Annotated in this window: 13 protein-coding genes; 6 read left to right on the forward strand and 7 right to left on the reverse strand. The window is 40.6% G+C overall.

The annotated features are described in order from the left end of the window. The first annotated feature begins 222 nt into the window (after positions 1 to 222). The 6 genes from WKI42_RS07195 (at position 223) to radC (ending at position 7,726) form a co-directional block, all read left to right on the forward strand. Complete coding sequence (locus WKI42_RS07195; protein ID WP_262081594.1) at positions 223 to 1,482, forward strand: UDP-N-acetylglucosamine 1-carboxyvinyltransferase; 1,260 nt, start codon at positions 223 to 225, stop codon at positions 1,480 to 1,482. Between the two features lie 15 nt (positions 1,483 to 1,497). Continuing rightward, positions 1,498 to 2,049 (forward strand): GNAT family N-acetyltransferase, encoded by a 552-nt coding sequence (locus WKI42_RS07200; protein ID WP_368081554.1) that lies wholly within the window; start codon positions 1,498 to 1,500, stop codon positions 2,047 to 2,049. Continuing rightward, positions 2,042 to 3,319, forward strand: coding sequence for a CBS-HotDog domain-containing transcription factor SpxR (gene spxR / locus WKI42_RS07205; RefSeq protein ID WP_173218397.1), 1,278 nt, complete (start codon positions 2,042 to 2,044; stop codon positions 3,317 to 3,319). Before WKI42_RS07200 ends, spxR begins: the two co-directional genes overlap by 8 nt. Positions 3,320 to 3,334: 15 nt before the next feature. After that, the gene (locus tag WKI42_RS07210) at positions 3,335 to 4,195 is read left to right on the forward strand and encodes a methionyl aminopeptidase (RefSeq protein ID WP_000631543.1); all 861 of its coding nucleotides are present in this window, start codon (positions 3,335 to 3,337) and stop codon (positions 4,193 to 4,195) included. A 516-nt stretch (positions 4,196 to 4,711) separates the two neighbouring features. Continuing rightward, a complete protein-coding gene (pcrA, locus tag WKI42_RS07215) occupies positions 4,712 to 7,003 on the forward strand; it encodes a DNA helicase PcrA (protein ID WP_368081555.1) in 2,292 nt (763 codons plus the stop codon). Between the two features lie 42 nt (positions 7,004 to 7,045). Continuing rightward, the gene (gene radC, locus WKI42_RS07220) at positions 7,046 to 7,726 is read left to right on the forward strand and encodes a RadC family protein (protein WP_368081556.1); all 681 of its coding nucleotides are present in this window, start codon (positions 7,046 to 7,048) and stop codon (positions 7,724 to 7,726) included. On the opposite strand, the gene WKI42_RS07225 is transcribed toward radC, so the two are convergent. The 7 genes from WKI42_RS07225 to WKI42_RS07255 all read right to left on the reverse strand — a co-directional run bounded on the left by WKI42_RS07225 (position 7,723) and on the right by WKI42_RS07255 (position 12,494). Next, positions 7,723 to 8,412, reverse strand: coding sequence for a gamma-glutamyl-gamma-aminobutyrate hydrolase family protein (locus WKI42_RS07225; RefSeq protein WP_368081557.1), 690 nt, complete (start codon positions 8,410 to 8,412; stop codon positions 7,723 to 7,725). The two genes, radC and WKI42_RS07225, sit on opposite strands and share 4 nt — an antisense overlap. A 17-nt stretch (positions 8,413 to 8,429) precedes the next feature. Further along, the gene (locus tag WKI42_RS07230) at positions 8,430 to 9,071 is read right to left on the reverse strand and encodes a redox-sensing transcriptional repressor Rex (protein WP_000653414.1); all 642 of its coding nucleotides are present in this window, start codon (positions 9,069 to 9,071) and stop codon (positions 8,430 to 8,432) included. Between the two features lie 82 nt (positions 9,072 to 9,153). Beyond that, complete coding sequence (locus WKI42_RS07235) at positions 9,154 to 9,369, reverse strand: DUF4649 family protein (protein WP_057488261.1); 216 nt, start codon at positions 9,367 to 9,369, stop codon at positions 9,154 to 9,156. A gap of 7 nt (positions 9,370 to 9,376) precedes the next feature. Beyond that, on the reverse strand, positions 9,377 to 9,724 hold the full coding sequence (locus WKI42_RS07240) for a DUF1831 domain-containing protein (RefSeq protein ID WP_368081558.1): 348 nt from the start codon (positions 9,722 to 9,724) through the stop codon (positions 9,377 to 9,379). Between the two features lie 4 nt (positions 9,725 to 9,728). Further along, positions 9,729 to 10,844 carry a cysteine desulfurase family protein gene (locus WKI42_RS07245; RefSeq protein WP_368081559.1) on the reverse strand — a complete coding sequence of 372 codons (1,116 nt, stop codon included), beginning with the start codon at positions 10,842 to 10,844 and terminating at the stop codon, positions 9,729 to 9,731. Positions 10,845 to 10,853: 9 nt separating this feature from the next. After that, positions 10,854 to 11,813, reverse strand: a complete 960-nt coding sequence (locus WKI42_RS07250; RefSeq protein WP_368081560.1) for a ribose-phosphate diphosphokinase — start codon at positions 11,811 to 11,813, stop codon at positions 10,854 to 10,856. Positions 11,814 to 11,924: 111 nt separating this feature from the next. Beyond that, complete coding sequence (locus tag WKI42_RS07255) at positions 11,925 to 12,494, reverse strand: CYTH domain-containing protein (protein ID WP_368081561.1); 570 nt, start codon at positions 12,492 to 12,494, stop codon at positions 11,925 to 11,927. Between the last annotated feature and the right edge of the window lie 33 nt (positions 12,495 to 12,527).

Below are 12,527 nucleotides of genomic sequence, written 5' to 3' on the forward strand. Positions count from 1 at the left end.
GACTGACTTCGTCAGTCTTATCTGCAACCTCAAAACAGTGTTTTGAGCAGCCTGCAGCTAGTTTCCTAGTTTGCTCTTTGATTTTTATTGAGTATCAGTGACTAACTCGTCAACTTTGATTTATCCAATAAAATTGAAAAGAATGGAAAAAAGGTTGCATTTATGATATAATTTATTTTAAAGACCTTATTAGAAATCTTGAAAGAGTATTGAAAACTTAGAATGAGAAAAATTGTTATCAATGGTGGTTTACCACTACAAGGTGAAATCACTATTAGTGGTGCTAAAAATAGCGTTGTGGCCTTAATTCCAGCTATTATCTTGGCTGATGATGTGGTGACTTTGGATTGCGTTCCAGATATTTCGGATGTAGCAAGTCTTGTCGAAATTATGGAATTGATGGGAGCAACTGTTAAACGTTATGACGATGTCTTGGAGATTGATCCAAGAGGTGTTCAAAATATTCCAATGCCTTATGGTAAAATTAACAGTCTTCGTGCATCTTACTATTTTTATGGGAGCCTCTTAGGCCGTTTTGGTGAAGCGACAGTTGGTCTACCGGGAGGATGTGATCTTGGTCCTCGTCCGATTGACCTACACCTTAAGGCGTTTGAAGCTATGGGTGCCACTGTTAGCTACGAGGGAGATAACATGAAGTTATCTGCTAAAGATACAGGACTTCATGGTGCAAGTATTTACATGGATACGGTTAGTGTGGGGGCAACGATCAATACGATGATTGCTGCGGTTAAAGCGAATGGTCGTACTATTATTGAAAATGCAGCCCGTGAACCTGAGATTATTGATGTAGCTACTCTCTTGAATAATATGGGTGCCCATATCCGTGGTGCAGGAACTAATATCATCATTATTGATGGTGTTGAAAGATTACATGGAACCCGTCATCAGGTGATTCCAGACCGTATCGAAGCTGGAACATATATTTCTTTAGCTGCTGCAGTTGGTAAAGGAATTCGTATAAATAATGTTCTTTACGAACATCTAGAAGGATTCATCGCTAAGTTGGAAGAAATGGGAGTGAGGATGACTGTATCTGAAGACAGCATTTTTGTCGAGGAGCAGTCTAATTTGAAAGCAATCAATATTAAGACGGCTCCTTACCCAGGTTTTGCTACTGACTTGCAACAACCGATTACCCCTCTTTTACTAACAGCTAATGGTCGTGGTACAATTGTCGATACGATTTACGAAAAACGTGTAAATCATGTTTTTGAACTAGCAAAGATGGATGCGGACATTTCGACAACAAATGGTCATATTTTGTACACAGGTGGACGTGATTTACGTGGGGCAAGTGTTAAAGCAACTGACCTGAGAGCTGGTGCAGCTTTAGTTATTGCTGGTTTGATGGCCGAGGGGCAAACTGAAATTATCAATATCGAGTTTATCTTACGTGGTTATTCTGATATTATTGAAAAATTACGTAATCTAGGAGCGGATATTAGACTTATTGAGGATTAAGCCGTAGAGGTGTTTATGAATATTTGGACCAAATTAGCAATGTTTTCTTTTTTTGAAACGGATCGCTTGTATTTGCGTCCTTTCTTTTTTAGTGATAGTCAGGACTTCCATGAGATAGCTTCGAATCCAGAAAATCTTCAATTTATTTTCCCGACTCAGGCAAGTCTGGAAGAGAGCCAATATGCGTTGGCCAATTACTTTATGAAGTCCCCTTTGGGAGTATGGGCTATTTGTGACAAGAAAACTGAAAAAATGATTGGTTCTGTTAAGTTTGAAAAGTTAGATGAAATCAAAAAAGAAGCAGAGCTTGGCTATTTTTTGAGAAAAGATGCTTGGTCGCAAGGATTTATGACAGAGGTTCTTAGAAAAATTTGTCAGCTTTCTTTTGAGGAATTTGGCTTAAAACAATTATCCATCATTACCCACCTTGAAAATGAAGCTAGCCAAAAGGTTGCTCTAAAGTCTGGATTCCGTTTTACTCGTCAGTTTAAGGGAAGTGATCGCTACACAAGAAAAATGCGGTATTATCTTGAATTTCGGTATGTAAAAGGAGAATTCAATGAGTAAGCATCAGGAAATTCTAAGCTATTTGGAGGAATTACCAGTAGGTAAAAGGGTCAGTGTTCGTAGCATTTCCAACCATCTGGGAGTCAGTGATGGAACGGCTTATCGCGCTATCAAGGAAGCTGAAAACCGTGGAATTGTGGAGACCCGTCCTAGAAGTGGAACAATTCGTGTTAAATCCCAGAAAGTTGCTATCGAAAGATTAACTTTTGCTGAAATTGCTGAAGTGACCTCTTCTGAGGTTCTGGCTGGACAAGAAGGTTTAGAGAGAGAATTTAGTAAGTTTTCAATCGGTGCCATGACTGAGCAAAATATCTTATCTTACCTTCATGATGGGGGGCTCTTGATTGTCGGAGACCGTACCCGTATCCAACTGTTAGCACTTGAAAATGAAAATGCCGTTTTGGTTACAGGGGGATTTCAGATTCATGATGATGTTCTTAAACTGGCCAATCAAAAAGGAATTCCTGTTCTGAGAAGCAAGCATGACACTTTCACTGTCGCGACCATGATCAATAAAGCCTTGTCAAATGTCCAAATCAAGACTGATATTTTGACAGTTGAGAAGCTTTATCGTCCAAGTCATGAATATGGTTTTCTGAGAGAGACAGACACTGTTAAAGATTATTTGGACTTGGTACGCAAGAATCGTAGCAGTCGTTTCCCTGTTATCAATCAACATCAAGTGGTTGTTGGGCTTGTTACTATGCGTGACGCAGGAGACAAGTCTCCCAGCACGACGATTGACAAGGTGATGACGCGCAGTATCTTCGTAACAGGGTTAGCGACCAATATTGCCAATGTGAGTCAACGAATGATAGCAGAAGACTTTGAAATGGTACCAGTTGTTCGAAGCAATCAAACCTTGCTTGGGGTTGTAACCAGACGAGATGTCATGGAGAAGATGAGTCGTTCCCAAGTTTCTGCTCTACCTACTTTTTCTGAGCAGATTGGTCAAAAACTTTCTTATCACCATGATGAAGTAGTGATTACAGTGGAACCCTTTATGCTAGAGAAAAATGGTGTTTTGGCTAATGGTGTATTGGCAGAAATTTTGACCCATATGACTCAAGATTTAGTTGTGAATAGTGGTCGCAATCTCATTATCGAGCAGATGCTGATCTACTTTTTGCAGGCTGTTCAGATAGATGATATACTGCGCATTCAAGCACGGATTATTCATCATACGAGACGATCAGCTATTATTGACTACGATATTTATCATGGTCACCAGATTGTTTCAAAAGCAAATGTAACCGTTAAAATTAATTAGAAACTAGGAGAAAAAATGATAACATTAAAATCAGCTCGTGAAATCGAAGCTATGGATAAGGCCGGTGATTTTCTAGCAAGTATTCATATCGGCTTACGTGATTTGATTAAGCCTGGCGTAGATATGTGGGAAGTTGAAGAGTATGTCCGCCGTCGTTGTAAGGAAGAAAATTTCCTTCCGCTTCAGATTGGGGTTGATGGTGCAATGATGGACTATCCTTATGCTACCTGCTGCTCTCTTAATGATGAAGTGGCTCACGCTTTCCCTCGTCACTATATCTTGAAAGATGGTGATTTGCTCAAAGTTGATATGGTTTTGGGAGGTCCTATTGCTAAATCTGACCTGAATGTCTCAAAATTAAACTTCAACAATGTTGAGCAAATGAAGAAATACACTCAGAGCTATTCTGGTGGTCTTGCAGACTCATGTTGGGCTTATGCTGTCGGTACACCGTCCGAAGAAGTGAAAAACTTGATGGATGTAACCAAAGAAGCTATGTACAAGGGTATTGAGCAAGCTGTTGTTGGAAATCGTATTGGTGATATTGGAGCAGCTATTCAAGAATATGCTGAAAGTCGTGGATACGGTGTAGTGCGTGATTTGGTTGGTCATGGTGTTGGCCCAACCATGCATGAAGAACCAATGGTTCCGAACTATGGTATTGCAGGTCGAGGACTCCGTCTTCGTGAAGGAATGGTCTTGACTATTGAACCAATGATCAATACAGGTGACTGGGAAATTGATACAGATATGAAGACTGGTTGGGCCCATAAGACCATTGACGGTGGATTGTCATGTCAGTATGAACACCAATTTGTCATTACGAAAGATGGACCTGTTATTTTGACTAGTCAAGGTGAAGAAGGGACTTATTAATAAAAAGTGAAAAGACTACTGGAAGTTTATTTTGATAAAAAATCTAGTAGATCTTTTTATAATAAAACGCATTGTATCAAGCTTTAAGTACCTGGTATAATGCGTTTTTCTGATTTTAAGATTTTTTTCAACTCTGTTTGTAACCACATCATAACAGAGGATCTAGGATTCAGGGCTTTCCTCCTATATACTATTAGTAAAGCAAAACTAGGGGAGAATATTTTAGTGTCGCAATCTATTGTTCGTGTAGAGGTTTTACGATATCGTTGTTTTGGTTTTAAAAAGATAAATGGAATTCTGTTTAACGTTCGTATTACCAATCTTAAATTTACTTTTTTATATTGAGGTATTGAGCTAGTTTATGAAAAAATTGAGTGAAAGAGTCGAGTGTTTTAGAAACCCACAGTGTAGTATTCTAGTTTCAATCCACTATATTTTGCTACTCCCCGTAAAGTTTCTATTTTCCCTGAATTCTGATATAATAGAAATATTGACTTCAAGAGTAAGGAAGAGAAGATGAACGCATTATTAAATGGAATGAATGACCGTCAGGCTGAGGCGGTGCAAGCGACAGAAGGTCCCTTGTTGATCATGGCAGGGGCTGGTTCTGGAAAGACCCGTGTTTTGACCCACCGTATCGCTTATTTGATTGATGAAAAGCTGGTCAATCCTTGGAATATCTTGGCCATTACCTTTACTAATAAGGCTGCGCGTGAGATGAAAGAGCGTGCTTATAGCCTCAATCCAGCCACTCAGGACTGTCTGATTGCGACCTTCCACTCCATGTGTGTTCGTATTTTGCGTCGGGATGCGGACCATATTGGCTACAACCGTAATTTTACTATTGTAGATCCTGGTGAACAGCGAACGCTCATGAAACGCATTCTCAAGCAGTTGAACTTGGATCCGAAAAAATGGAATGAACGGAGCATCTTAGGGACTATTTCCAATGCTAAGAATGATCTGATTGATGATGTTGCCTATGCTGCCCAATCTGGAGATATGTACACGCAAATTGTGGCCCAGTGTTATACAGCCTATCAGAAAGAACTGCGTCAGTCGGAGTCGGTTGACTTTGATGATTTGATTATGCTGACCTTGCGTCTTTTTGATCAAAATCCTGATGTTTTGACTTATTACCAGCAAAAATTCCAATACATCCATGTTGATGAGTACCAAGATACAAACCACGCTCAGTACCAACTGGTCAAACTCTTGGCTTCGCGCTTTAAAAATATCTGTGTGGTTGGAGATGCGGACCAGTCTATCTACGGTTGGCGTGGTGCTGATATGCAGAACATTTTGGATTTCGAGAAAGATTATCCCCAAGCCAAGGTTGTTTTGTTGGAGGAGAATTACCGCTCAACTAAAACCATTCTTCAAGCGGCCAACGAGGTAATTAAAAACAATAAAAACCGCCGTCCTAAGAATCTTTGGACTCAAAACGCTGAAGGGGAGCTCATCGTTTACTATCGTGCCAACGATGAGCAGGACGAGGCTGTATTTGTAGCCAAAACCATTGATGAACTTGGTCGGAGTCAAAACTTCCTTCACAAGGATTTTGCAGTTCTCTATCGTACAAACGCTCAATCTCGTACCATTGAAGAAGCTCTGCTCAAGTCAAATATCCCTTATACTATGGTTGGTGGAACAAAGTTCTACAGCCGTAAGGAAATTCGCGATATTATCGCTTATCTCAACCTCATTGCTAATTTGAGTGACAATATCAGTTTTGAGCGTATTATTAACGAGCCTAAACGTGGAATTGGGCCAGGCACTGTTGAGAAAATCCGTGACTTTGCAAATATGCAAGACATGTCCATGCTGGATGCTTCTGCTAATATCATGTTGTCTGGTATCAAGGGTAAAGCAGCCCAGTCTATCTGGGATTTTGCAAATATGATGTTAGATTTGCGGGAGCAACTGGACCAGTTAAGCATTACTGAGTTGGTTGAGGCTATTCTAGAAAAAACAGGTTATGTCGATATTCTTAACGCCCAAGCGACTCTAGAAAGCAAGGCTCGGGTTGAAAATATCGAAGAGTTTCTTTCTGTTACGAAGAACTTTGATGACACCTCTGATGGGCCAGAAGAGGAAACTGGTCTGGACAAGCTGAGTCGTTTCTTAAATGACTTGGCCTTGATTGCAGACACAGATTCAGGTAGTCAGGAGACATCAGAAGTGACCCTGATGACCCTGCATGCCGCCAAAGGTCTCGAGTTTCCAGTTGTCTTTTTGATTGGGATGGAAGAAAATGTCTTCCCGCTTAGTCGTGCAGCTGAGGATCCAGATGAATTAGAAGAAGAGCGCCGTCTAGCCTATGTAGGAATTACGCGTGCAGAGAAAATTCTCTATCTGACAAATGCCAACTCGCGCCTGCTTTTTGGTCGTACCAACTACAACCGTCCGACTCGTTTTATTAACGAAATCAGTTCAGAATTGCTTGAGTATCAAGGATTGGCTCGTCCAGCAAATACAAGCTTTAAGGCATCTTATAGCAGTGGGGACCTTGCCTTCGGTCAAGGAATGAGTTTGGCTCAGGCTCTTCAAGAACGTAAACGCAGTGCTGCCCCAAAATCTATCCAGTCAAGCGGTCTCCCATTTGGTCAATTTACAGCTGGCACAAAAGCAGCGTCTAGTGAGACAAATTGGTCCATTGGTGACATTGCCCTCCACAAGAAGTGGGGAGAGGGAACCGTTCTGGAAGTTTCAGGTAACGGAGCTACTCAAGAATTAAAAATCAATTTCCCAGAAGTAGGTTTGAAAAAACTTTTAGCTAGTGTAGCCCCAATTGAGAAAAAAATCTAATTTTCCATCCTTCTCACGAATAATAAAGTGAGGAGGATTTTTATGTACAGTATTTCATTCCAAGAAGATTCATTATTACCAAGAGAGAGACTGGCCAAGGAAGGAGTTGAAGCGCTCAGTAATCAAGAGTTGCTAGCTATTTTACTTAGGACAGGAACACGTCAAGCTAGCGTTTTTGAAATTGCCCAGAAAGTCTTGAGCAATCTTTCAAGCTTAACGGATTTGAAAAAAATGACCCTGCAGGAAATGCAGAGTCTGTCTGGTATCGGACGTGTTAAGGCTATAGAGTTACAAGCTATGATTGAACTGGGGCATCGTATCCATAAATACGAGACCCTTGAGATGGAAAGTATTCTCAGTAGTCAAAAGTTGGCTAAGAAGATGCAGCAGGAATTAGGGGATAAAAAACAAGAGCACCTGGTGGCGCTCTATCTCAATACTCAAAATCAAATCATCCATCAACAGACCATTTTTATCGGTTCTGCCACTCGCAGTATTGCTGAACCGCGAGAGATTCTTCACTATGCCATCAAGCATATGGCGACCTCTCTCATCTTGGTTCACAATCATCCTTCGGGAGCGGTAGCCCCTAGCCGAAATGATGATCATGTCACTAAACTTGTTAAAGAAGCCTGCGACCTGATGGGAATTGTCCTTTTGGACCATTTGATTGTCTCTCACTCCAGTTATTTTAGCTATCGTGAAAAGACAGATTTAATCTAAAGTTTATTAACGACATAGTCAAAGAGGTTTTTATCTTTGGGGCGATTTTCAAATAGAAATTCTGGGTGCCATTGGACACCGAGAAAGGCGACATCATCCGTACTTATGACAGCCTCAATAATACCATCCTTAGGATCATAAGCCGCAATCTTTAAATTTGGTGCTAAATCCTTGATACTCTGGTGATGGAAGGAGTTGATATGGGAGATTTCTCCATAGATTTCTCGGAGAACAGTATCTGGTTCTGTCACCAAGCGTTGGGTTGTGTACTCAGCAGAAGAATCCTGCCAGTGATCTTCGATATCTTGGTACAAAGTTCCACCCATGGCAACGTTAAAGAGTTGTGTTCCACGGCAGACAGAAAAAATTGGCTTTTTCTGTTTAATAGCTTCCTTGATGAGGGCCAGTTCGAAGATGTCTCTTTGAAGGTGGTAGTCATCGCTATCAATGGTTTTGGGTTCACCATAGAATTTTGGATCAACATTTTGCCCACCTGTCAAGATGAGCTTGTCAATCATACTGATATAGTGGCAGGCCATTTCTTGATCACCAATCGGTAGGATGATGGGAATCCCTCCAGCGTCTTTAACGCCTTCAACAAAGCCTTTTGCTGCGTAGCTCATCATGATGTCATCATCTGGATGAGTTTTTTCGTTTCCTGTAATCCCTATAACTGGTTTTTTCATAAAATGATTTTCGCTTTCTAATCCTCTTTTCTCATGAAATAGAGGAGGGTTTGGAGTTCACTTGTCAAATCGACATACTGAACGACCACGTCCTTTGGTAAATGCAGATGGACTGGTGAAAAACTGAGAATTCCTTTCACGCCAGCATCCACCAAGAGATTGGCAACCTCTTGTGACTTGACGCTGGGAACGGTCAGGATAGCAGTTTTGACATCAGCATCCTTGATTTTATCCTTGATTTGAGAAATTCCGTAAATGGGAATCCCATCAGGAGTTTGGCTACCGACTTCAGGATGGTCATCCAGGTCAAAGGCCATGATAATCTTCATCTTGTTACGCTCATGAAAGCGGTAGTGGAGAAGGGCATGGCCCATATTTCCAATACCAACCAGCATGACATTGGTGATGGAGTTATCATTAAGCAAATCGGCAAAAAATGTCATTAGTTTTTTGACATCATAGCCAAAACCACGACGACCTAGTTCACCAAAATAGGAAAAATCACGACGTACGGTCGCTGAATCAATACCGATAGCCTCTGCAATTTGTTTAGAGTTGGCACGTTCAATCTTTTCTGCATGAAATCTCTTAAAAATTCGATAGTAGAGAGAGAGTCTTTTCGCTGTAGCCTTTGGAATAGCAGACTGTTTATCTTTCACAAAATCACAACCTTTCTATTCTTCTATTTTATAGAAACATTGTGAAAAAATCAACAAAAACAAGAAAAAACTAAGAAAAATCTTAGTTTTGATGTAAAAAATCTGCATGTGATAGAAAACGGTAGAGGTCTCCGACCAGACCCTGATAAACTTTCTGGCCATTAAAAGTCAGAGAAGTTACATAAAGTGTATCTGGCAGGGTCACACATCCTGACAAAGCCAGCATGAGTGCCTCATAATCTTCATACTTGAGAGTCCGCTCTACCTGGTAGCTATCTTTATAGGTCAGTTCAAACATATGAGACCTATCTTTCAGATTTTGTAAAGACACCACGTTCTACTAAGCTATCCATGAGGAAGTAGAATTTTTCCTGATGAATGTGGTGGTCTTTTGATTTGAAAATATCAACTAGACGAAGGCCAAACTTGTCAGTGATATTGATTTTAGCCCCTGTAAGTTCCTTGTTAATGATGATTTTGAGTTGGAAGCCTTCACCGCTGTTTGGCACTTTTTCCAAAAGGCGAGTTAGTTCGTAGTTACCAACCTTTGTTTCAAAAAAAGTGTTGTCCTTAAGGGTGAATTTTTTAACAGAAGGGCTAAGAGTGTAGTCGTAACGACAATTTTTTAACTGAATGGTTTTTTCAAATGCCATATGGCTAACCTCCGATAATTTCTTTTAAGGTTTTTGCGAGGGTTTGTAGGTCTTCAACAGTATTTTGTGGCGACAAACTGATACGAACGGATTCCTTCAAGCGTTCTGAATTTGCTCCGTACATAGCTTCAAGAACATGGCTGGATTGGACAATGCCTGCCGTACAGGCTGAGCCAGTAGAGATTGAAATGCCAGCTAAATCTAGCCGAAGGAGTAAGAGGTCATTTTTCTGGCCAGGAAATCCAATATTGAGAACATAAGGGAGATGATGTTCTCCTCTATTCAAGTAATATTGAATGCCCTCTAGTTCTGCCAGAAAGGCAGTTTCTAAATTTTGTACATGTTGAAAATGTTCTTCTTGCTTTTCTAAATTTTCTTTTAGGGCTGCAACCATGCCTACGATGGCAGCTAAATTTTCAGTCCCTGCACGTTTTTTCTGTTCTTGGTCTCCACCATGGAGATAGGAATCAAAGTCCATGCTAGATGCGTAGAGAAAGCCGATTCCCTTAGGACCATGAAATTTATGGGCAGAAGCAGTGAGAAAATCAATGCCCAATTCTTCTGGGTGTATAGGGATCTTACCAATAGCCTGAACTGCATCGACATGATAGGCGGCTGGGTGTTGCTTGAGTATTTGGCCAATTTCAGCAATGGGCAGTAGGTTTCCTGTCTCATTATTGGCAAACATGGTAGAAACCAAAATCGTATCGTTACGTAAGGCCTCTTGAATTTGCTGTGCCGTGATTTCTTGATTTTTTGGCTGGATAATGGTTGCTTCAAACCCAAAGTGTTGAACCAAGTAATCAATGGTTTCAAGGACAGCATGGTGCTCGATGGCAGTTGTGATGATATGTTTTCCTTGTTCTTGGTGACGAAGGCAGTAGCCAATGATGGCAGTATTGTTGCCTTCAGTCCCACCAGAAGTGAAAAAGATATGTTGAGGTTTTGTCCCCAGTAACTGAGCCAGTTCCTGACGGGCTTCTCGTAAGAGTTTGCCAGCTTGACGACCATGCCCATGGATACTAGATGGATTGCCATGGGTTTCTTGTAAAACCTTGGTCATAGCTGAAATAGCAACTGCTGACATAGGAGTCGTTGCAGCATTGTCCAAATAAATCAAAGAATCACCTTATTTCTTTTTGTTGTAAGCAAAGAGTGGGCTGACTGGTTTTCTTTCGTGAATACGGACGATGGCATCACCAATTAACTCACTAGCAGTGATGTAGCATACGTTTTTAGGAGTTTTTTCTTTTGTTGCTACTGAATCAGTCACAAGAATTTCTTTAATCTTAGTATTATTAAGAAGTTCAGCAGCACCTTCAACGAAGAGACCGTGGCTAGAAACAGCATAAATTTCTGTAGCCCCTTCACGTTCAACGATTTTAGCAGCTTCAGAGAAGGTACGTCCTGTATTCAGAATATCGTCAATTAAGATAGCTTTTTTACCTTCAACATCACCGATGATATAGCCTTCGTTGCGAGTTGCATCGTCTTGTGGGTAATCGATAATGGCGATAGGAGCATCAAGATATTCAGCCAAGCTACGAGCGCGTTTGACACCTGAATTTTTAGGGCTAACGACAACAACATCTGAACCAAGTAGGCCCTTATCGCAGTAATGTTTAGCAAATAGTGGAACTGTGTAGAGGTTATCGACAGGAATATCAAAGAAACCTTGAACTTGGACAGCATGCAAATCAAGCGTCAGGACACGGTCAACCCCAGCTTTAACAAGCATATTAGCCACTAGTTTAGCTGTAAGTGGCTCACGAGGTGAAGCAATACGGTCTTGACGTGCATAGCCAAAATATGGAAGGACAACGTTGATACTGTGGGCACTTGCGCGAACACAAGCATCAACCATGATCAACAATTCCATTAGGTGGTTGTTAACAGGGAAACTTGTTGATTGGATGATGTAAACATCATAACCACGGACACTTTCTTCGATATTTACTTGGATTTCTCCGTCTGAAAATTGACGTGATGATAGTTTTCCAAGTGGGACACCAACAGCTTGTGCAATTTTCTGTGCAATCTCTTGGTTAGAGTTGAGTGCGAAAAGTTTCATGTTTTTTCTATCTGACATTATAGACCGTCCTCTGTAAACTTTTTAAATCCTAGCTATATCTGCCTAGCCTATATGAACTGGGATTTTTGTATTTTATCTTTTCTATTTTACCAAAAAATAGAGATTATTTCAGCTATTTTTCATGCTTTTGACAAATCGAACCAATTTTGAAGGAGCTTTTTGATAAGCAATCTGATTTTCATCTAAAAATTGCTGGAAATCCTGTTTGCCTTGCTCGTGATTTTCCACTTCAAGCTCCAATTCGTAATCTGTAATATCAAAGTACTGACTTTCATCTAGTGCCATGAGACCAATAGCTGTCTTCATTTCATAGCGAAGCGTTGTTAGACAACCAAGTACCTGCCAGTTCTTGCTTTGGATGCCATGTTTCGCCAATTCATCCAGTACTAGCCCTTGAGGAAGTTCTTCCTTAGACAGATAGTTTTCAGCATCTTTTAGTTGCAATTTTTGGTTGTATTCCATGTTTCCAACACTCTGCGGGACTTTGAGTGTCAATTCTGCCCAGTCTTCAAAGATTCGAATGCGCATAGCAATTTTCTTTTCTCGCAGTTCAAAATCAGGTGTGTCCATGTAGTGGTTTTTTTGAAGAACAGGAGTGACGTCTGTGAACTGGTCTTTTAGACGATTGTATTCATCTTTTTTCAATAGTGTTTTCAATTCAATTTCTAAATGTTTCATTTTTCTTACCTTTTCTTTATCGTTGAAAGCGGA

It is taken from the genome of Streptococcus pseudopneumoniae (assembly GCF_038148935.1).
GTDB lineage: Bacteria > Bacillota > Bacilli > Lactobacillales > Streptococcaceae > Streptococcus > Streptococcus pseudopneumoniae_U.